Origin of the sequence: Flavobacterium gelatinilyticum (assembly GCF_027111295.1) — a bacterium.
GTDB classification, from domain to species: domain Bacteria; phylum Bacteroidota; class Bacteroidia; order Flavobacteriales; family Flavobacteriaceae; genus Flavobacterium; species Flavobacterium gelatinilyticum.
Window position 1 is genome coordinate 3,541,417 of the sequence record NZ_CP114287.1, and the last position, 20,131, is coordinate 3,561,547.

Genomic DNA, 20,131 nt, shown 5'->3' on the forward strand with positions numbered 1-20,131 from the left:
AAGATTTAGCAATCTGTTTTCAATAAATCAGTCCAAAATCTGTACTTCTAAAATCTTAAATCTAAAATTATATGTTCCCATTACAAAGAGGCAGAAGATTAAGAGTAAATGAATCAATTCGTTCTTTAGTGCGCGAAACCAGTTTAAGTCCATCGGATTTTATGTTTCCAATGTTTATTGCAGAAGGCGAAAATGTAAAAGTCGAAATTCCTTCTATGCCTGGAATTTTCCGCAGATCTATAGATTTAACGGTTGAAGAAGTAAAAGAATTGTATGACTTGGGAATTCGCGCGGTGAATATTTATGTAAAAGTCAGCGAAAATCTAAAAGACAATACAGGAAAAGAAGCCTGGAATGCTAACGGATTAATGCAGCAAGCCATTCGTGCCATAAAAGCGGCCTGTCCGGAAATGATTGTAATGCCGGATGTCGCATTAGATCCATATTCTATTTATGGTCATGACGGAATTATAAAAAACGGCGATGTAGAAAATGACAGTACTGTTGATGCTTTAGTAAAAATGGCCGTTTCTCACGCAGAAGCCGGTGCCGATTTTGTTGCACCAAGTGATATGATGGACGGGCGTGTTTTACGTCTTCGTGAAGGTTTAGATGCTGCCGGATTTCAAAATGTTGGAATCATGAGTTATTCTGCTAAATATGCTTCAGCTTTTTATGGTCCGTTTAGAGATGCTTTAGATTCTGCTCCAAAAGAAGCTGATGTTGCTGTTCCAAAAGATAAAAAAACCTATCAAATGGATTATGCCAATCGTATTGAAGCCATTAAAGAAGCTTTGTCTGATGTAGAAGAAGGTGCTGATATGGTTATGGTAAAACCGGGAATTGCATATCTGGATATTGTTCGCGAAATAAAAAATACGGTAAATGTTCCGGTTACTGTTTATCAGGTTTCCGGAGAATATGCTATGATTAAAGCGGCATCTGAAAGAGGATGGCTGGATCACGACAAAATTATGATGGAACAATTAATGTGCATCAAACGTGCAGGAGCCAATCTTATTTCTACTTATTTTGCTAAAGAAGCAGCAATTTTATTAAAGAAATAATATGAAAAAGGTATTATTTTTAGCTGCCGTTTTAGCTTTTGCTTCTTGTAAAAAAGAAGGTTCAGAGCCAACAAACACAACAACCGAATCTGTTTCTGAAGGCGAATCTGCAAAAGCCCAAACTCCCGAAGCTTTAGGAAAAGAGATTTTTGAAGGAAAAGGAAATTGTACTGCCTGCCATATGCCGGACCAGAATGTGATTGGTCCAAGTATAAAAGAAATTGCAAAAATCTATAAAGAAAAAAATGGTGATATGGTTACATTCCTAAAAGGAAATGGAGAACCAATTGTAGACCCAAGTCAGTTTGCGGTTATGAAAACCAATTTTCCTATTACTCAGGCAATGTCTGATGAGGAATTAAAAGCAATTGAAATGTACATTTACAGCCATCTGAAATAAGAGACTTACTTTAAAAAACAAAAAACGGCGCTGAATAAGCGCCGTTTTGTTTTCTAGTATACTGCATTACCAGATTTTAACTCGTTTTTCCGGCTCAACATACATTTTATCACCTTTCTTGATTCCAAAAGCATCATAGAAAGAATCAACATTTTGAATTGGAACATAAGCTCTGTACATTCCGGGAGAATGCGGATCTGTTTTTACCTGATTTTTAATCGCTTCATCTCTTGATTTTGTTCTCCAGACTGTAGCCCATGAAATGTAGAAACGCTGTTCAGGAGTAAATCCGTCAATTAAACCAGGATTTCCGTTTGCCTTCAAATACAATTGTAACCCGTCATAAGCAGCATTTATACCGCCTAAATCTCCAATATTTTCACCGAGAGTAAAATTACCATCAACATGAATTCCCGGAAGCGGCTCTAATGCGCTGTATTGATCAGCCAGTTTGGTTCCCAGTTCTGTAAATTGTTTTAAGTCTTCCGGAGTCCACCAGTCCACCAGATTTCCTTCTGCATTATAACGAGCACCAGAATCATCAAATCCGTGAGAAATCTCATGACCGATTACAGCACCGATTCCGCCATAATTTACAGCTTCGTCTGCCTGATAATTATAAAAAGGCGGCTGCAGAATAGCGGCCGGGAATACAATTTCGTTGTAAGACGGATTGTAATATGCATTTACAGTTTGAGGAGACATATGCCATTCTGTTTTATCTACCGGTTTATGCAATTTTTCAATATTCTTTTTGAAATTCCATTTTGAAAGGTTTTTTGAGTTTTCAAAATAACTTCCGCCTTCGGCAACGCTTTTAATTTCAAGTGCCGAGTAATCTTTCCATTTGTCAGGATATCCAACCTTAATAGAAATCTTGTTCAGCTTTTCAATCGCTTTTGCTTTGGTGTCTTTAGACATCCAGGTTAAATTGTTGATGCGGTTTTGATATGCCGTAATTACATTATGGATCATATCAACTGCTTTGGTTTTTGCTTCAGCAGGAAAAACTTTTTCAACATATAATTTACCAAGCGCCTCCCCAATTCTAACGTTTACAACCTGAAGTGCTTTTTCTTCTCTTGGAAGTTGTTTAATGGCTCCTCTTAATGTTTTACTGTAAAAATCAAAGTTTGCAGTTTCAATAGGAGTAGATAATTGCGATGCGGCACTATTTAATAAATCCCATTTTAAGTATTCCTTCCATTGTGCGATTTTGTTTTCCTTAAATACAGTTTCTAAAGCTTTCATATAACGAGGCTCCATTACAACTACTGTATCTAACTTTGCAAGACCAAGACCAGTAAAATAAGCATCCCATTTAATAGAAGGAGTCAGTTTTTGAAGTTCGGCCACTGTCATTGGATTATATTGCAGACGGCTGTCTCTGCTTTCAACACGATCCAGTCTTGGTTTTGACAATTCAGTTTCCAAGGCAAGAATTTCTGCTGCACTTTGCTTTGCTTTTTCTGGAGATTCTCCAATAAACTGCATCATTCTGGCAACATGCTGTTCGTATTTGCCGCGTTTTTCTTTAGAATCTTTATCGTCAGAAGTATAATAATCTTTATCCGGAAGTCCTAAACCGCTTGTTACAAGACTTACAGAGTTTTTAGAACTGTTTTTTTCATCGGCACCAATGTAAATTCCAAAAAAACCTGAACCACCCAAAGGTTCCATTTCAATTAGATACTTTTGAACATCGGTGATAGTTTTAATTGCATCAATTTTTTTAAGGTAAGGTTTTAAGGGCTCAATGCCTCTTTTGTCTCTCCCTACAGTATCCAGAATCGTGGCAAAAAGGTTAACAGCTTTACCCTGATCTGTATTGGATTTGTATTTCGGGTTTTTTGATGCTTCTTTCAAAATAGACATAGCATCTTTATCCGTTTTTTTAATCAGTTCGTTAAAACTTCCCCAAGATGTCCTGTCGCTTGGAATTTCGGTTTTACTAAGCCAGGTTCCATTTACATATTGAAAAAAATCCTGACTTGGACTGATTTTCGTATTCATATACGATACATTGATTCCCGGCTCTTTTGCAGGAGCATTTTGAGCTTTTACTGCTGTGATGGAAAGCATTACAGAAAAAGCACAAAACAAAGGTTTGCTAAATTGTTTTTTCATTTATAATTAAGTTTTCGAGTGTTTATACAAACATATTGTTAATATTCGGTTTGGCATGTTAAAATTTTTGCAATAATCTGCCCTGAACCTATTTATTGTAACATACAAAAAAAGTGTGCCTTTGTTAAATCACAGTTATAATTAAAGTTTTAAAATGCTGTTTTTGTACTTTTGCGCCAAATTATTTTTATGAAATCGCTTCTTTACAAATACCGCAAATTTTTCATTGTATTAATTGTATTTTCTGCTGTCACTATATCTTTATTTTATTCGGCTTTAAAGCCAAAGAAAACGCTGCCGATTTACAATCCGTCCGATGTAAATCCTGAATTGGTCGATAGTACGGTTCAGTATAAAAGTAAATACCATACAATTGCAGATTTTTCATTTGTAAACCAAAACGGCGATACGATTACCCAGAAAAATTATGAAGGCAAAATTTATGTTGCTGATTTCTTTTTTACAACCTGCGGTTCTATTTGTCCAAAAATGTCAACCAATCTTGCAGGTGTTCAAAAAGCGGTTTTAAATAATCCTAAAGTAATGCTGCTTTCTCATACCGTTTTTCCCGAGGTCGACAGTGTTTCGGTTTTAAAAGCGTATGCTGTAAAATATGGAGTAGTAGACAGTAAATGGAATTTGGTAACGGGCGATAAAAAAGAAATTTACAAAATGGCCAGACAATCGTATCTGGCAGTAAAATTAGGAAGACCGGACCAGCTTTATGATATGGTTCATACAGAGAATTTTGTTTTGGTTGATCAAAAAAGACGTGTCCGAGGATTTTACGACGGAACGAACCCGGAAGAAATCAAACGTCTTTTAGATGACATAGAATTCTTATCAAAAGAGTAAAAAGCCCTTATTTTTAGAAACATTTAGCATTTGTCCAAGTGTTAATTGTCTTTTAATCGATAATAATTGCCTATTTTTGCAATCTAAACTCAATCTAAATAAGCTTGCAAAATACTATACACACTCTGAAAAAAGGCGACAAAGCCATTATAAAAGATTTTGATATAGATCTTATTCCACTAAAATTATTAGAAATGGGTTGTCTTCCGGGCAGCTTAGTCGAACTGCTTCAGGTTGCTCCTTTTGGAGACCCTCTATATCTGGACATAAATGGTTCGCATGTTGCGATTCGTGTTGAAACCGCTCGTGAAATTGAAGTTGAACTTATCCAAAACAATTTATAATGAGTGTTCAGAATATCAATGTTGCCCTTATTGGAAATCCTAATACCGGAAAAACTTCTGTTTTTAATCAGTTAACCGGACTAAATCAACAAGTTGGAAATTATCCCGGAATCACGGTTGAGAAAAAAATCGGGTTCTGTAAATTACCTCAAAATATAAAAGCAAACATTCTGGATTTACCCGGAACGTACAGCTTAAATGCCAGTTCAATGGACGAAAGTGTGGTTATTGAACTGCTGTTAAATAAAAACGACAAACTTTATCCGGACGTTGCCGTAGTGGTTACCGATGTTGAAAACCTAAAAAGAAATTTACTGATTTATACTCAGATAAAAGATCTTGAAATTCCAACAATTCTGGTAATCAATATGTCGGATCGTATGGAAAGCAAAGGGATTTCTCTGGACATTCCGTATTTAGAAGAAAAACTAAAAACCAAAATTGCTTTAGTAAGTTCGCGAAAAGGCCATGGGATCGAAGAACTGAAAGAACTGATTGTTTCGTATAAAAGCCTTCCTAATGAACCTTGCTTAAATGCTTCGGTAATTGATCCGGAGTATTTTGAAAAGTTACAAAAAGCATTTCCAAACCAGTTAATGTACAAGTTGTGGCTGGTAATTACGCAAGATGTTAACTTTTCGAATTTAGATCGAAATGAAGTCAGAAGCACTTTTACCAAATCACATTCAGAACTAAAGCGTTTACAGCAGAAAGAAACCATCAAAAGATATCAGTTTATAAATGATGTTTTAAAAGAAGGTTTAAAGGTCGATGCTTCGATGGCAAAAGATGTACGCGCCAGACTGGATCGTATTCTTACACACAAGATTTGGGGATATGCAATATTCTTTGCGATTTTGTTTTTGATCTTCCAGTCCATTTTCAGCTGGTCGACCATTCCAATGGATTTTATAGACAGCACATTTGCATCATTAAGCAGCTGGGCGGCAGAAGAACTGCCAAGCGGTATTTTAACTGATTTACTTTCGCAGGGAATTATACCGGGAATAGGAGGGGTTATTATTTTCATTCCGCAGATTGCTTTCCTTTTCCTGTTTATTTCTATTTTAGAAGAGAGCGGTTACATGAGCCGTGTAGTATTCTTAATGGATAAGATTATGCGTAAGTTTGGTCTTTCAGGAAAAAGTGTGGTGCCGTTGATTTCAGGAACCGCTTGTGCTATTCCGGCTATCATGGCTACACGAAATATCGAAAACTGGAAAGAACGTTTAATCACCATTTTAGTAACTCCGTTTACCACTTGTTCGGCAAGACTGCCTGTTTATGCAATTATCATTTCATTGGTAATTCCAAATGAGCGTGTTTTTGGGTTCTTGAACCTTCAGGGATTATCACTGATGTTGTTGTACCTTTTAGGTTTTGTTACGGCTATTGTATCATCTTATATTTTGAATAAAGTTCTAAAACTGGAATCAAAAACGTATTTCGTAGTTGAAATGCCGGGTTATAAATTACCGCTTTTCAAAAACGTTGGTATTAATGTAGTTGAAAAAACCAAAGCATTTGTGGTGGGGGCCGGAAAAATCATTTTGGCAATCTCGGTTATTTTGTGGTTTTTGGCTTCATACGGTCCAGGAAAAGAATTTAACGAAGCAGAAACAATTGTAAAAGAAAGATTTGCAAATGCCGATCTTGATGAAACCCAGTTTGAAAACGAAGTGGCTTCTCAAAAATTAGAAAACTCCTATATCGGATTAATGGGAAGAGCAATTGAACCGGCAATTGAACCTTTGGGTTACGACTGGAAAATAGGAATTGCATTAATCAGTTCGTTTGCAGCTCGCGAAGTTTTCGTGGGAACACTTGCTACCATTTATAGCGTTGGAGATACAGATAATGAGTCGACCATAAAAAGTAAAATGCAGCAGGAAGTACATGCAGATACCGGAGAGAAAGTATTTAATTTTGCAACCGGAGTATCATTGCTTTTATTTTATGCTTTTGCAATGCAGTGCGCCAGTACACTGGCGATTACCAAAAAAGAAACCAACTCGTGGAAATGGCCTGCCATGCAGCTGGTTTTTATGAGCGGACTGGCTTATTTTACAGCCTTGATCGCTTATCAAATATTAAAGTAAAAAATCATGATTCAGGAAATTATAGCTTTTGCCATACTAGGATTTGCGGTAGCTTTTTTGATCAAGAAATTCTTCTGGAAATCTAAAAAGAAAAAAGACTGTGGCGACGGGAATTGCGGTTGCGGCTGATTTTATCGTAAAACAGAGATTAATAAAATAACAAAAAAGCTTCACAAAGATTGTAAAAATTTCTGTGGAGCTTTTGTCTTTTATTATTATTCTAAAAACTTTTGCTGTCTGTTTTGCAGTTTTGAAGAAGGTAAATTTGGTAGAATTTTTAAATCATGAAACAATGACACAAGAAGACAGAATGGAAATAATCAGAGATAACAGAGTCGCCCGATTATTGTGGTTTATGATCGGTTTTTTCTGTGCAGGAGTCATTACGTATTTGGTAATGAAACCGCATTAATTAAAACCACAACTAAGACAGTACTGAAACCGTAATACTATTTAAGCCCGTCCCATTCTGCATAGAACTGAGCAAGGAACGTTTGCATAAAAAGATGCCTTTCTTCTGCAATTTGTTTTCCTTTTTCAGTATTCATTTTGTCTTTTAAAAGTAAAAGCTTTTCATAGAAATGATTAATAGTAGGAGCATCATTCTTTTTATACTCCTCTTTAGTCATATTTGTTACAGGGGCAATCTCGGGGTTGTGGAGAGATCTATTTTTAAATCCGCCATAATTAAAGGCTCTTGCAATCCCTATAGCTCCAATGGCATCCAGACGATCGGCATCCTGAACAATATCCAGTTCGACAGAAGAAAACTTCTTTTCGAAATTTCCGCCTTTATAAGAGATGTTTTCAATGATATTGACTACATGCTGGATAATGTCCTCAGAAACATTTTCCGACTCTAAAAACAAACGTGCCGTCTTTGGTCCGATAGTTTCATCACCATTATGGAATTTGCTGTCGGCAATATCATGAAGCAGAGCACCAAGCTTTACAATCGTAATGTCGCATTCTGTATCTTTTGCAATTAAAAGCGCATTTTTATAAACACGTTCGATATGAAACCAGTCATGACCGCCTTCGGCATCATTTAATTTTTCTTTTACAAAAGCAATGGTTTTAAGTATTAAGGTGGTATTATTCATGCTGTTTTATTAATGCTTGGTGAAATTCATCCTGAAAACGGATAGAATCTGGATTTAAAGTCCATAAAAAATGTTGATTGCCAAAGTAGGTAAACTTCAGCAATCAACAATATGTTTTTTTAAGTAGTTTCAAATTAAGATGCAAAGCATCAATCTAAAAGCTGCATTCTAAAAATCTAGAATTATAACCTGGCCGGTTCAACCCATTTAAAGATATGTCCTTCGGCAGGAATAACGATTCTTTCAGAGATTTTAGCCATACGCGCCGGCAGCTTCATTAAATAATCACGGGCTTTTTCGGCTTCATCTGTTAAATTCGAGATTTTGTCAATTTCCCATTTGTTAATTAGTTTCTGCATAATTTCAACATAATCGGTAGCGGTATAAACTCCAATACGCTGTGCAGAATCAGAAAACTGTTCAAAAGCAGTGCTTATTTTCTGACCGGATTCTCTAAGGAAATGAGCAGGCATGACAATCTTCTGTTTCATCATGTACTGAAAAGCAAGCATCATTTCGCTTGGATCAACCTGAAAAATTCTGGTTACAAATTCGCTGTACGCATGGTGATGACGCATTTCATCGCCTGCAATCATTTTACACATTTTAGACAACTTGTTATCGCCAAATTTCTTTGCAATCTGCGAAACTCTATTGTGCGAAACATAAGTTGCTAATTCCTGAAAACTGGTATATACAAAGTTTTTGTACGGATCAGATCCAGTTCCAATATCAAAACCGTCGTTGATTAAATGCTGTGTAGTCATTTCGATTTCACGCATGTTTACACGACCAGACAAATACAAGTATTTATTTAAAAGATCTCCGTGTCGGTTTTCTTCTCCCGTCCATTGACGAATCCATTTAGACCAGCCATTTCCTCCGTCTTCTACCTGATTTACTCCTTCAACATCCATTAACCAGGATTCGTATGTAGGCAGCGCTTCTTCGGTAATGGTATCACCAACAAGCGTAACCCAGAAATCGTATGGCAACTCTTTGGCAATTTCTCTCAGTTCCTTTACCTCTTCAAAGAAATTTTCTCCTTGAGAATTCGGTAAGAAATCTGTAGGCTGCCAAATAGTTTCAACAGGGATTAAATACTGTTCAACGAAGCTGTCCACGTTTTTTTCCAAAAACTGCATCACTTCTAATCTAATGTTTTTTATAGACATTCCTAATTTAAGATTGGGATTTAAGCTTACTGCCGCCTAAATCTATTTATACTCGTTTATTCCTTCCTTTACTGTTTTTTCAGTAATCTCCATCAATTCCTCAAACTTATACTCTTTTACGGCCAAAGCTTTATGAGCGGTAAAAGTAAGATGATTTCCTAAACCAACCGGAAACATTCCGTATCTGACCATTTTCCATGAATTGTTGATACTTACAGGTACAACATATGCAGAAGGCGCATATTTACATAAGATTTTTAAACCGCTTTGGGCAAATTCTTTGGGTACGCCGGTTTTACTGCGGGTTCCTTCAGGGAAAATTACAGCAGATCTGGTGTTTTTTTCTATATATTCAGACAAGCCTTTGATTACCGGAATCGCTTGTTTAGGGTCTTTACGGTCAATAAGCACTGATCCGCCATGTTTTAAATTATATGAAACACTCGGGATTCCGCTGCCTAACTCTTTCTTACTTACAAATTTACAATGAAAACGTCTAAAGTACCAAATCATTGCCACGATATCGTACATGCTTTGATGATTGGCCACAAAAATAATAGGAGCACCTTTCGGAATTGTGTCTACTCCTTTTACAGTATACGTAGTTCCGGCAAGATTGGTGCATTTTAAAAGGCAGAAATTTAAATAGTCTACACTTTTCTTGTGCGCCTGATAACCAAAAAGATTAAGGCAGATCCATTGTATCGGGTGAAAAATTACCAGACACAATCCAAAACATAAATAATAAATTACGGAGACTGGATATGAAATTATCTTTTGCATGCTTGAAAAAATTAAAGGCCAAAAGTAGTAAATATATTTTTAGCCGTATAAAAATTGAAAACAATAACTGTTTTTATGGTTTAATTGTACCTTTGTCCTTTAAATTGCAAATGTTTTCTGAATTAAATGAACTTCACATATCCTAAAAATGAACGCTTAAAGAGCAGAACGACGATTGGATTATTGTTTTCCGAAGGAAAATCAGTTTCTAAATATCCGCTTCGTTTGGTTTATCGTCAGGCGGAAGAAAATTCAGAAGAGCAGACTAAAATTGGTGTGTCGGTTTCCAAAAAATACTTCAAGAAAGCCGTTGACCGAAATTACTTCAAAAGAGTTTTAAGAGAAACATATCGTTTGAACAAACATCTTCTTTTAGATAATCTGGATCAGCCGTATTCGATTATGCTTTTTTATCAAAGTAAAGACAGATTATCATTTGAAGAAATCAATACAAAAACCATTCAGTTATTTGAGAAATTCAGGATGCAGATCGATAAAATTGAGAATACTGAAAAGAAAATTGAGCCTTAAATTCTAAAAGGTAAGATTATTAGCCAGATTAGATAAAAAAATCGTAGTTTTAGCTCTTAATTGAAATTGTATGAAACCTGTTTTCTTTATATCTTTTGTCCTTTTAATTCTTTTTGGTTGCAACAAAGCTGAATCTTTAAATGAAGCTACTGTTGATCAGGTAAAATTTGTTGCTCCAAACTTATCTGGAGACAGTGAATCTGATGCTAACTTTAATATTTCTCAAAAAATCATCAAAGAAGCTACATTAAGATTTGAAACTGATGATCTTGAAAAAAGTTTCACACAAATCCAAAAAGCAGTTTCAGACAACAAAGGAAATATACTAAACGATTCTGAAGGAAAAGATTACGGAAGTGTTTACAGAAATATTAAAGTAAAAGTTCCTAGTCAGAATTTTGATAATTTTATAAATGCCGTTTCAAAAGGTGTTTCGTACTTTGAACGCAAAGATATATCCGCAGTAGATGTTACAGAACAATATATCGATCTAAACTCCAGATTAAAAACAAAGAAAAAACTTGAAGAACGTTACCTTCAGATTTTACAGAAAGCAGTTAAAATAAGTGAGATTTTAGAAATTGAAAAACAGCTTTCGGCCATTCGTGAAGAAATTGAAGCCAAAGAAGGCCAGCTGAAATATCTGCAAAGCCGTGTTTCTGAAAGCACTATTACAATTGAATTTTATAAAACCATTGCCGAAAAAGAAGGCATTAAAATATCATACGGATCAAAAATCTGGACAGCCGTGAAATCCGGATTCTTCAGTTTATCTGATTTCTTAATTTCCCTCATCAGTATCTGGCCGTTTATCATTATCATTTGTGTACTAGCCTATTTTATTAGAAAAAGATTTAAAAGAAAAAAACAACAATCATGAATCGTTATTTCAGAAAGAAATTCATTATACCAACAGTTGCTGCAGGTTTTTTGTTTATTGGAACGAGTTTCAAAGAAGATTTCTTTGAGATTGCCAAACAAATCGAAATCTTCACAACCTTATTCAAAGCCGTAAATACGAATTATGTAGACGAAACCAATCCGGGCGATTTAATGGACAAAGCTATTAAAAGCATGCTGGGAAGTTTAGATCCGTATACGGTTTACTTTAATGAGCAGGATGTGGTGAATTTCAAAATCAACAATACGGGAGAATATACCGGAATTGGCGCTATGATCGCCCGTAAAAAAGATCGTCTGATTGTTCGTGAACCCTATAAAAATTATCCGGCTGATAAAGCAGGTTTAAAAGCAGGAGACGAAATTATCCAGATTGGTGATGTTCTGATTGCCGATTTTAAAGACGATGCATCGCAATTATTAAAGGGAACTAAAAACACCAAGATTGCCATAAAATACCTTCGTCAGGGAAAAACCTTTACAACCGAATTGGTTTTGGATGAGGTTGATATCAAATCGGTTCCGTTCTTCGGAAAAATTGATGACAAAACCGGTTACATCGTATTGGCGCATTTTAGCAGAAAAGCTTCGGCTGAGGTAAAAGACGCACTTGAAAAACTAAAAGCTGATGGTGCATCGCAGATTGTTCTGGATTTAAGAGGAAATCCGGGCGGTTTGTTAAATGAAGCAATCGACATTTGTAATTTATTTGTTCCGAAGAATGAAGTTATTGTTACAACCAAATCGAGAATTGAAAAACATAACAATACATATAAAACAACCAAAGAACCAATTGACACCCAGATTCCGCTTGCTATTTTGGTAAACGGAAGGAGTGCTTCTGCATCTGAGATTGTATCCGGTGCTCTTCAGGATCTGGATCGCGCCGTAGTTTTAGGAAGCCGCAGTTTTGGTAAAGGTTTGGTACAGCGTTCCGTAGACCTTACTTACGGCACACAGCTTAAAGTAACCATTTCACGTTATTACACGCCTTCTGGCCGATGCATTCAGGCATTGGACTACGCGCATAAAGATAAAAATGGTGCGGCAGTCAAAACTGATGCTAAAAATTACAACGCTTTTAAAACCCGAAAAGGAAGAACGGTTTATGACGGAGGAGGAGTGCTGCCGGATATTGAACTGGAAGAAGCCAAAATGAGCCCAATTACAACGGCACTTCTTAAAAACGACGGAATCTTTGATTACGCCACAACATATTATTATAAAAACCCAAATTTAGGCGATAAAATCCCGGTTTTGACAGATGCTGATTATACGGCCTTCAAACAATATCTCAAAACAAACAAAATCAGTTTTGACACCGAAACAGAAATTGCCCTTAAAAATACTTTGGCTGCAGCCAAAAATGAAAAGATTGACGAAACTATTGCTCCGGAATACCAACAATTATTAGCCGCATTAGAAAAGAGTGAAAGCACATTATTAGACAAAAACCAGAAAGAGATTAAAGGTCTTATTCAGGAAGAATTGATAAAAAGATACCAATACCAGGAAGGATTGTATCAGTTTTATATTAAAAACAATTCAGAAATTAAAAGAGCAGTAAACGTATTAAATAATCAAACTGAATATAAAACGATTTTAAAAATGTAGAAATGAAACTTTACCGGGTCCTATTTTTGTTTATCATTTACAATTCAGCGGCACAGCATAAACCTATCGAAACCATTTATTTTGATTTCGACAAGTATAATCTTACCACAGCACAAACCAAGGTTGTAAACCGATTTATAAAAACAATAGACACTTCAAAAGTTGAATCGATACAGATTTACGGCTACTGCGACGATCGCGGAACCGATGATTATAATATCCGGTTGTCTCATGACCGGGTAAATACTATTCAGGCACTGCTTATTTCGTCCGGATTTAATCAAAACAAAATTGTTATTCTGGAAGGAAAGGGGCGTGTCGTAGTAAAAGCCGATACAGTCGAGAATTTATACGAAACCCGATTACGTAACAGACGGGTAGACCTCATTGTTGTTAAGCGAAATAGTTTTGGTAAAGATGTTCATACCTCATTTAAGGATAAAATAAAAGTGGGTGACAAGATTTGTGTTGAAACAATCTTGTTTGATCTTGGAAGTGCAAGGCTTACGCCAGCCTCAAAAAAGGAACTGGATAAAATTGCACTCACACTTCAAAAACATAAAAATATTCGATTCGAAATTCGCGGACATGTTTGCTGTACTCCGGAAATCTATAGCGACGGAATTGATAAAGATACCAGAGACAGAAAACTTTCTTGGAATCGGGCAAAGAGCGTTTTTAACTATTTGAGCTCTAAGAAGGTTTCAAAAAACCGAATGCGCTATCAGGGATGCGGTAATAAATTTCCGCTAAAAAGAGGCGATAAATTTGATCGGCGCGTTGAATTTTTGATTACTAAAATCTGAAACGATTTTTATTTATAACTCCTTTTTTTAAATCATTTTATTGAAAGATAAACTTTAAACAATAGTTATTACTTGGTTTGTTATTAATTGTTTATATTTTAAATAAAACCTTTTTTAAGTTTTCCCTAAAACAACTAATGCAACAAAGTTGCGAACTTAATTTGATTGTTTTTAGGAAATAAAAATTAAAATAAGCCGGATAGATTTCAAAATCTGTCGTGCTCAAATATTTCTGATAAGGCAAAATGTTCAACAAATTCTGTATTGTCATTTTCGTGTCGTTTTAGAAGAACCCATAATCTCCAAATGGTAATTTGGCACCATTATATTTCACGTTCCATCTTGTCAATATTTAACTTTCTGATAAGACGCTCTTGTCTTTCAAAAATGATGGTCTGCAAGATTAAATTATACTGGTTTTTAGTATGAATTTCTTATTTAACAAACCATTATTTTAATGCATAAAAAGCAAAATAAAAAAAATACTATCTTTACCGATCGAACGTTTATGAACTTTAGCTGCATTTTAGCGGCACTACATATATAATTATGGCATGTACAAGTTGTTCAACCTCAGATGGCGGCGCACCAAAAGGTTGTAAAAATAATGGGACTTGCGGCACCGATAGCTGCAATAAATTAACGGTTTTTGACTGGCTCTCAAACATGAGCCCGTCTAATGGAGAGGCAATTTTTGATTGTGTTGAAGTTCGTTTTAAAAACGGGCGCAAGGAATTTTTTAGAAATTCAGAAAAATTAACTTTAAGTATTGGTGATATTGTGGCAACTGTTGCTTCACCAGGACATGATATTGGAATTGTTACGCTTACAGGCGAATTGGTAAAGATTCAAATGAAGAAAAAAGGTGTAAATTACGAAAGTAACGAGGTTCCAAAAATTTATAGAAAAGCATCTCAAAAAGATATCGATATCTGGTCTGTAGCTCGTGATCGTGAAGAACCAATGAAAGTTCGGGCACGAGAACTGGCCATTCAGCACAAACTGGAAATGAAAATTTCGGATATTGAATTTCAGGGTGACGGATCAAAAGCGACTTTTTATTACACAGCAAACGATCGTGTCGATTTTAGAATGCTGATTAAAGATTTTGCCAAAGAATTCAGTACGAGAGTCGAAATGAAACAAGTGGGTTTCCGTCAGGAAGCGGCTCGTTTGGGCGGAGTAGGTTCATGCGGACGCGAACTCTGCTGCTCTACTTGGTTAACTGATTTTAGAAGTGTCAACACCTCGGCAGCACGTTACCAGCAGTTATCACTAAATCCGCAGAAATTAGCCGGACAATGCGGTAAACTAAAATGCTGTCTGAATTATGAGTTAGACACTTACATGGATGCATTGAAAGATTTTCCGGATTACGACACGAAACTGATTACCGAAAAGGGAGATGCTGTCTGCCAGAAACAGGATATTTTTAAAGGATTAATGTGGTTTGCCTACACCAATAACTTTGCAAACTGGCATGTTTTAAAAATTGATCAGGTAAAAGAGATCATTGCTGAGAACAAACAGAAAAACAAAGTTTCGTCATTAGAAGATTTTGCTGTAGAAGTAACTTCAGAACCAGAAAAGGACTTTAACAATGCAATGGGTCAGGAAAGTTTAACCCGTTTCGATCAGCCGAAAAGAAAGAAAAAGCCAAACCGAAAACGCAAGCAAAATGCCGAAGGCGTTGGGGTTACGGCTCCGGCAAAACCGCAGCAGGAAAAAAATCACAATAATAATCCAAAGCCTGCAGGGAATAACAATCCGAACCAGAATCCTAATAAACAGAATAAGCCAAACCCAAATAAACAAAACCATCATAAGAATAAGCACAATTCGAATAAATCAAACAATCCGAATAAACAGAATTCGAATGATAACAAATCGGCTGAGCCTAGAAAACCTATAACGAATAATAAAAATGAGAATAAAAAATAGCGGTATTCTTCTACTGGCAGCGGTACTTCTTTTTTCATGCGATAAAAAAAGAGTATTCGACGAGTACAAATCTGTTGGAAGCGCGTGGCATAAAGACAGTATTGTTACTTTTGATCTGCCGGTTCTGGATTCTACCAAAATGTACAACCTGTTTGTAAATTTGAGGGCCAACAACAATTATCCGTTTAATAATTTATTTTTAATTGTGTCGCTTGAAACTCCAAACGGATACACAAAAGTAGATACATTAGAATATCAAATGGCAAATCCTGACGGAAGCCTCATGGGCAACGGTTTTACAGATATAAAAGAAAGTAAGCTTTTTTATAAAGATGCCAAGTTTAGAGGACATTACAAAGTTCATATTAAACAAGCCGTTAGAGAATCAGGAAAAATTCCGGGAGTTCAGGAACTGGATGGTATCACAGACGTAGGTTTTAGAATAGAAGATAAAGATTAGAAAAATAGTTATATGGCTGCTAAAAAAAACAATCAAACCAATACCGTAAAGGATATTAATTACTACAAAAAGAAGTTCTGGAGATTTTTTGCTTATTTTCTTTTAAGCATTCTAGCTTTCTTTTTATTTGCCTCTTGGGGATTATTCGGTTCAATGCCTTCTTTTGAAGACTTAGAAAATCCCGACTCTAATCTGGCTACCGAAATTATTTCTTCTGATGGAGTAGTAATTGGTAAATATTTCAAAACCAACAGATCGCAGCTTAAATACTCGGATCTTCCTAAAAGTTTAGTTGAAGCTTTGGTTGCTACCGAAGATGCTCGTTTTTACGAACACTCAGGAATTGACGGACGCGGTACTTTAAGAGCCGTTTTCTCTTTAGGAACAAACGGGGGAGCGAGTACCTTATCGCAGCAGCTTGCAAAACAGTTGTTTCATGGTGAAGGTTCGCGTTTCCTGCCTTTCAGGATTCTGCAAAAAGTAAAAGAATGGATTATTGCCATTCGTCTTGAAAGACAATATACCAAAAATGAAATCATCGCTATGTACTGCAACGTGTATGATTTTGGGAACTATTCTGTTGGAGTAAGTTCTGCCGCACAAACTTATTTCTCAAAAGACCCAAAAGATTTAACGGTAGACGAATCGGCTATTTTGGTTGGGATGTTCAAAAATTCAGGATTATACAATCCGGTACGAAATCCAGAAGGAGTAAAAAACCGTCGTAATGTAGTTTTGGGGCAGATGGTAAAAGCAAAAATGATTACAAATGCAGAAAAAGAAAGACTGCAGGCACTTCCAATTGCTTTAAAATTTAAATTAGAAAGCCACCGTGAAGGAACGGCAACATATTTTAGAGAATACCTTCGAGATTATATGAAGAAATGGATGACAGAAAATAAAAAACCGGACGGATCTGATTACGATATCTACAAAGACGGTTTAAAAATCTACACCACTATCGATTCAAGAATGCAGCTTCACGCCGAAGAAGCGGTTGCTGAGCACATGAAGAATTTGCAGCAGCAATTTTTTATTGAAATGAAAAACAATAAAAATGCGCCATTCGTAAATATCACCCAGGCAGAAACTGAACGCATCATGATGCAGGCAATGAAAAACTCTGTTCGTTGGGCACAGATGAAAGAAATGGATAAAAGTGAAGACGATATTATAGCTTCATTTAAAATCAAAACCAAAATGCGTGTCTTTACCTGGAAAGGAGAACGCGATACTATTATGACACCGCTTGATTCTATCCGTTATTACAAACACTTCCTTCAGTCAGGTTTAATGGCAATGGAACCGCAGACCGGAGCAATCAAAGCATGGGTTGGCGGGATCAACTACAAATATTTCCAGTACGATCACGTAGGGCAGGGAGCAAGACAGGTAGGATCTACATTTAAACCTTTTGTTTATGCAACTGCAATCGAACAATTGAATATGTCGCCTTGCGACTCGATTCTGGACGGACCATTTATGATCCGTAAAGGACGTCACAATGTAACAGCAGACTGGGAACCAAGAAACTCAGATTACAGATACCGCGGAATGGTAACTTTAAAACAAGGACTTGCGAATTCGATCAATACGGTTTCGGCAAAATTAATTGACAGAACCGGACCAGAAGCAGTTGTAGAACTGGCTCATAAACTTGGAGTTAAAACTAATATTCCGGCACAACCGTCGATTGCATTAGGAGCAGTAGATATTACTGTTGAAGATATGGTTGCCGCATACAGTACATTTGCAAATCAGGGTGTGTATGTGAAACCTCAGTTTTTAAGCCGAATTGAAAATAAAAGCGGCGAGGTAATCTACGAACCAATTCCGGAATCTCACGATGTGTTAAATAAAGATATTGCTTTTGCCGTAATCAAATTACTGCAGGGGGTAACCGAAAGCGGTTCAGGTGCACGTTTGCGTACACAAGGAGGCGGAAGCGGAGATAAGCGCTGGACAGGATATCCGTATATGTTTAAAAACCCGATTGCAGGAAAAACAGGAACAACACAAAACCAATCGGACGGATGGTTTATGGGTATGGTTCCAAATTTAGTTACCGGAGTATGGGTTGGATGCGAAGACCGTTCGGCACGTTTCAAAAGTTTAACTTACGGACAAGGAGCTACAGCAGCTTTACCGGTTTGGGGTTATTTTATGAAATTATGTTATGCCGATAAAAATCTGCAGGTTTCTAAAGCAGAATTTGAGCGTCCTGCAAACCTTTCTATAAAAGTAGACTGTTATGCAAGGCCGGCAGTTGTAAAAGATACCACCCAGACAGAACAAAATACAGACGAATTCGAATTGTAACATTGTTGCAATAAATCGTAACTCATTATATTTTATCCCTTTACAGCTCTTTTTAAAAGAAAAGTAAAGGGATTTTATTTTTGGTTTTATTTTTACGAAATCGTTATAATTCAATCTAAAAATCTTATTTTTATCAAAATTATTCAGTAATAAAGTTAGTTTGTTATGATAACAAAAAAGGTTAATAGCGTTCAGGAAGCTATTGAAGGAATCGAAAGCAGCATGACCATCATGTTTGGAGGTTTCGGATTGTGTGGTATTCCTGAGAATACAATTGCGGCTTTAGTAAACACTTCAATCTCAGATTTAACCTGTATTTCTAACAATGCAGGTGTTGATGATTTTGGTTTGGGCCTGCTTCTGCAAAAGAAACAAGTTAAAAAAATGATTTCTTCTTATGTGGGTGAAAATGCCGAATTTGAACGTCAGATGCTTTCGGGCGAACTGGAGGTAGAATTGACACCACAAGGAACCTTAGCAGAAAAATGCCGTGCTGCTCAGGCAGGAATCCCGGCTTTCTTTACACCGGCGGGTTACGGAACTGAGGTGGCCAAAGGAAAAGAAGTCCGTGAATTCAACGGCAAGATGCATATCATGGAAGAGGCTTTCAAAGCAGATTTTGCGATTGTAAAAGCATGGAAAGGCGACGAAGCCGGAAACCTGATATTTAAAGGAACTGCCCGAAATTTTAATGCTTGTATGGCCGGCGCCGGAAAAATTACAATTGCCGAAGTGGAAGAACTGGTTCCTGTGGGAACTCTGGATCCAAACCAAATTCATATTCCGGGCATTATGGTGCAGCGAATTTTTCAGGGTGAAAAATTCGAAAAAAGAATTGAACAGCGAACTGTAAGAGTAAAGAATTAGATAATTGAGTTAATGAGGCAATTAGATAATTGTTTTTGAATTATCTAATTATCAAATTCTCTAATTGACACATTAAATTTATGGCACTTAGTAAAGAAGATATAGCAAAACGAATTGCAAAAGAAGTAAAAGACCGTTATTTTGTTAATCTTGGAATCGGGATACCAACTTTGGTGGCGAATTATGTACGCGAAGATATTTCGGTAGAATTTCAAAGTGAAAATGGAGTTTTGGGAATGGGACCTTTTCCTTTTGCAGGTGAAGAAGATGCCGATATTATCAATGCAGGAAAACAAACTATAACCACGCTTCCGGGAGCCAGTTTCTTTGATTCGGCTTTTAGTTTTGGGATGATTCGAAGCCAAAAAGTCGATTTGACGATTTTGGGTGCGATGGAAGTTTCTGAAAACGGAGATATTGCCAATTGGAAGATTCCTGGTAAAATGGTTAAAGGAATGGGAGGTGCAATGGATCTGGTAGCTTCGGCAGAAAACATTATCGTGGCCATGATGCATGTAAATAAGGCTGGAGAATCAAAAATATTAAAAAAATGCACTTTACCATTAACAGGCGTAGGATGCGTTAAAAAAGTCGTTACTGAGCTTGCAGTACTCGAAGTAACTGAAAAGGGTTTTAAGCTCTTAGAACGAGCGCCAGGTGTTTCGGTTGAACATATTATCCAGTCAACTGAAGCCGATTTAATAATCGAAGGGGAAATTCCGGAAATGGAGATCAGCTAA

At 36.4% G+C, this 20,131-nt stretch carries 19 protein-coding genes; 15 read left to right on the forward strand and 4 right to left on the reverse strand.

Annotated elements, in window-relative coordinates:
* The first annotated feature begins 71 nt into the window (after positions 1-71).
* The gene (hemB, locus tag OZP11_RS15015; RefSeq protein WP_281231365.1) at positions 72-1,067 is read left to right on the forward strand and encodes a porphobilinogen synthase; all 996 of its coding nucleotides are present in this window, start codon (positions 72-74) and stop codon (positions 1,065-1,067) included.
* A 1-nt stretch (position 1,068) separates the two neighbouring features.
* Entirely contained in the window at positions 1,069-1,467 is a 399-nt protein-coding gene (locus OZP11_RS15020; RefSeq protein WP_281231366.1) for a c-type cytochrome, read from the forward strand.
* Positions 1,468-1,533: 66 nt separating this feature from the next.
* On the opposite strand, the gene OZP11_RS15025 is transcribed toward OZP11_RS15020, so the two are convergent.
* On the reverse strand, positions 1,534-3,594 hold the full coding sequence (locus OZP11_RS15025; protein ID WP_281231367.1) for a M13 family metallopeptidase: 2,061 nt from the start codon (positions 3,592-3,594) through the stop codon (positions 1,534-1,536).
* A gap of 189 nt (positions 3,595-3,783) precedes the next feature.
* Here OZP11_RS15025 and OZP11_RS15030 point away from each other — a divergent pair, with 189 nt between their 5' ends.
* The 4 genes from OZP11_RS15030 (at position 3,784) to OZP11_RS15045 (ending at position 7,021) form a co-directional block, all read left to right on the forward strand.
* The gene (locus tag OZP11_RS15030; protein ID WP_281231368.1) at positions 3,784-4,449 is read left to right on the forward strand and encodes an SCO family protein; all 666 of its coding nucleotides are present in this window, start codon (positions 3,784-3,786) and stop codon (positions 4,447-4,449) included.
* A 104-nt stretch (positions 4,450-4,553) separates the two neighbouring features.
* Positions 4,554-4,793, forward strand: coding sequence for a FeoA family protein (locus tag OZP11_RS15035; RefSeq protein WP_281231369.1), 240 nt, complete (start codon positions 4,554-4,556; stop codon positions 4,791-4,793).
* A complete protein-coding gene (gene feoB, locus OZP11_RS15040) occupies positions 4,793-6,892 on the forward strand; it encodes a ferrous iron transport protein B (RefSeq protein WP_281231370.1) in 2,100 nt (699 codons plus the stop codon). Before OZP11_RS15035 ends, feoB begins: the two co-directional genes overlap by 1 nt.
* Positions 6,893-6,898: 6 nt before the next feature.
* Positions 6,899-7,021, forward strand: coding sequence for a FeoB-associated Cys-rich membrane protein (locus tag OZP11_RS15045; protein ID WP_155104139.1), 123 nt, complete (start codon positions 6,899-6,901; stop codon positions 7,019-7,021).
* A 320-nt stretch (positions 7,022-7,341) separates the two neighbouring features.
* Here OZP11_RS15045 and OZP11_RS15050 read toward each other — a convergent pair whose 3' ends face one another.
* The 3 genes from OZP11_RS15050 to OZP11_RS15060 all read right to left on the reverse strand — a co-directional run bounded on the left by OZP11_RS15050 (position 7,342) and on the right by OZP11_RS15060 (position 9,953).
* Positions 7,342-7,995: an HD domain-containing protein gene (locus OZP11_RS15050; protein ID WP_281231371.1), complete on the reverse strand. Its 654-nt coding sequence runs from the start codon at positions 7,993-7,995 to the stop codon at positions 7,342-7,344.
* Positions 7,996-8,177: 182 nt separating this feature from the next.
* Positions 8,178-9,170, reverse strand: a complete 993-nt coding sequence (locus OZP11_RS15055) for an acyl-ACP desaturase (protein WP_281231372.1) — start codon at positions 9,168-9,170, stop codon at positions 8,178-8,180.
* 42 nt (positions 9,171-9,212) lie between these two features.
* Entirely contained in the window at positions 9,213-9,953 is a 741-nt protein-coding gene (locus OZP11_RS15060) for a lysophospholipid acyltransferase family protein (RefSeq protein WP_281231373.1), read from the reverse strand.
* Positions 9,954-10,079: 126 nt separating this feature from the next.
* On the opposite strand from OZP11_RS15060, the gene rnpA reads away from it, so the two are divergent.
* From rnpA to OZP11_RS15105, 9 genes are all read left to right on the forward strand, one after another.
* Positions 10,080-10,484, forward strand: coding sequence for a ribonuclease P protein component (rnpA, locus tag OZP11_RS15065; protein WP_281231374.1), 405 nt, complete (start codon positions 10,080-10,082; stop codon positions 10,482-10,484).
* A gap of 70 nt (positions 10,485-10,554) precedes the next feature.
* Positions 10,555-11,364 (forward strand): DUF4349 domain-containing protein, encoded by an 810-nt coding sequence (locus OZP11_RS15070; RefSeq protein ID WP_281231375.1) that lies wholly within the window; start codon positions 10,555-10,557, stop codon positions 11,362-11,364.
* Positions 11,361-12,998, forward strand: coding sequence for a S41 family peptidase (locus OZP11_RS15075; protein ID WP_281231376.1), 1,638 nt, complete (start codon positions 11,361-11,363; stop codon positions 12,996-12,998). Before OZP11_RS15070 ends, OZP11_RS15075 begins: the two co-directional genes overlap by 4 nt.
* Positions 12,999-13,000: 2 nt before the next feature.
* Complete coding sequence (locus OZP11_RS15080; protein ID WP_281231377.1) at positions 13,001-13,804, forward strand: OmpA family protein; 804 nt, start codon at positions 13,001-13,003, stop codon at positions 13,802-13,804.
* 549 nt (positions 13,805-14,353) lie between these two features.
* Positions 14,354-15,745: a PSP1 domain-containing protein gene (locus tag OZP11_RS15085; RefSeq protein ID WP_281231378.1), complete on the forward strand. Its 1,392-nt coding sequence runs from the start codon at positions 14,354-14,356 to the stop codon at positions 15,743-15,745.
* Complete coding sequence (locus OZP11_RS15090) at positions 15,729-16,205, forward strand: gliding motility lipoprotein GldH (protein WP_281231379.1); 477 nt, start codon at positions 15,729-15,731, stop codon at positions 16,203-16,205. The genes OZP11_RS15085 and OZP11_RS15090 overlap by 17 nt, the downstream gene beginning before the upstream one ends.
* Before the next feature lie 12 nt (positions 16,206-16,217).
* Complete coding sequence (locus tag OZP11_RS15095; protein ID WP_281231380.1) at positions 16,218-18,524, forward strand: penicillin-binding protein 1A; 2,307 nt, start codon at positions 16,218-16,220, stop codon at positions 18,522-18,524.
* A 165-nt stretch (positions 18,525-18,689) separates the two neighbouring features.
* Complete coding sequence (locus tag OZP11_RS15100) at positions 18,690-19,391, forward strand: CoA transferase subunit A (RefSeq protein WP_281231381.1); 702 nt, start codon at positions 18,690-18,692, stop codon at positions 19,389-19,391.
* An 80-nt stretch (positions 19,392-19,471) separates the two neighbouring features.
* Positions 19,472-20,131: a CoA transferase subunit B gene (locus OZP11_RS15105; protein ID WP_281231382.1), complete on the forward strand. Its 660-nt coding sequence runs from the start codon at positions 19,472-19,474 to the stop codon at positions 20,129-20,131.

Coding starts and splice junctions, on each gene's coding strand:
- hemB (WP_281231365.1), top strand. CDS start 72: ATGTTCCCATTACAAAGAGGCAGAAGATTAAGAGTAAATGAATCAATT.
- OZP11_RS15020 (WP_281231366.1), top strand. CDS start 1,069: ATGAAAAAGGTATTATTTTTAGCTGCCGTTTTAGCTTTTGCTTCTTGT.
- OZP11_RS15025 (WP_281231367.1), bottom strand. CDS start 3,594: ATGAAAAAACAATTTAGCAAACCTTTGTTTTGTGCTTTTTCTGTAATG.
- OZP11_RS15030 (WP_281231368.1), top strand. CDS start 3,784: ATGAAATCGCTTCTTTACAAATACCGCAAATTTTTCATTGTATTAATT.
- feoB (WP_281231370.1), top strand. CDS start 4,793: ATGAGTGTTCAGAATATCAATGTTGCCCTTATTGGAAATCCTAATACC.
- OZP11_RS15045 (WP_155104139.1), top strand. CDS start 6,899: ATGATTCAGGAAATTATAGCTTTTGCCATACTAGGATTTGCGGTAGCT.
- OZP11_RS15050 (WP_281231371.1), bottom strand. CDS start 7,995: ATGAATAATACCACCTTAATACTTAAAACCATTGCTTTTGTAAAAGAA.
- OZP11_RS15055 (WP_281231372.1), bottom strand. CDS start 9,170: ATGTCTATAAAAAACATTAGATTAGAAGTGATGCAGTTTTTGGAAAAA.
- OZP11_RS15060 (WP_281231373.1), bottom strand. CDS start 9,953: ATGCAAAAGATAATTTCATATCCAGTCTCCGTAATTTATTATTTATGT.
- rnpA (WP_281231374.1), top strand. CDS start 10,080: ATGAACTTCACATATCCTAAAAATGAACGCTTAAAGAGCAGAACGACG.
- OZP11_RS15070 (WP_281231375.1), top strand. CDS start 10,555: ATGAAACCTGTTTTCTTTATATCTTTTGTCCTTTTAATTCTTTTTGGT.
- OZP11_RS15075 (WP_281231376.1), top strand. CDS start 11,361: ATGAATCGTTATTTCAGAAAGAAATTCATTATACCAACAGTTGCTGCA.
- OZP11_RS15080 (WP_281231377.1), top strand. CDS start 13,001: ATGAAACTTTACCGGGTCCTATTTTTGTTTATCATTTACAATTCAGCG.
- OZP11_RS15085 (WP_281231378.1), top strand. CDS start 14,354: ATGGCATGTACAAGTTGTTCAACCTCAGATGGCGGCGCACCAAAAGGT.
- OZP11_RS15090 (WP_281231379.1), top strand. CDS start 15,729: ATGAGAATAAAAAATAGCGGTATTCTTCTACTGGCAGCGGTACTTCTT.
- OZP11_RS15095 (WP_281231380.1), top strand. CDS start 16,218: ATGGCTGCTAAAAAAAACAATCAAACCAATACCGTAAAGGATATTAAT.
- OZP11_RS15100 (WP_281231381.1), top strand. CDS start 18,690: ATGATAACAAAAAAGGTTAATAGCGTTCAGGAAGCTATTGAAGGAATC.
- OZP11_RS15105 (WP_281231382.1), top strand. CDS start 19,472: ATGGCACTTAGTAAAGAAGATATAGCAAAACGAATTGCAAAAGAAGTA.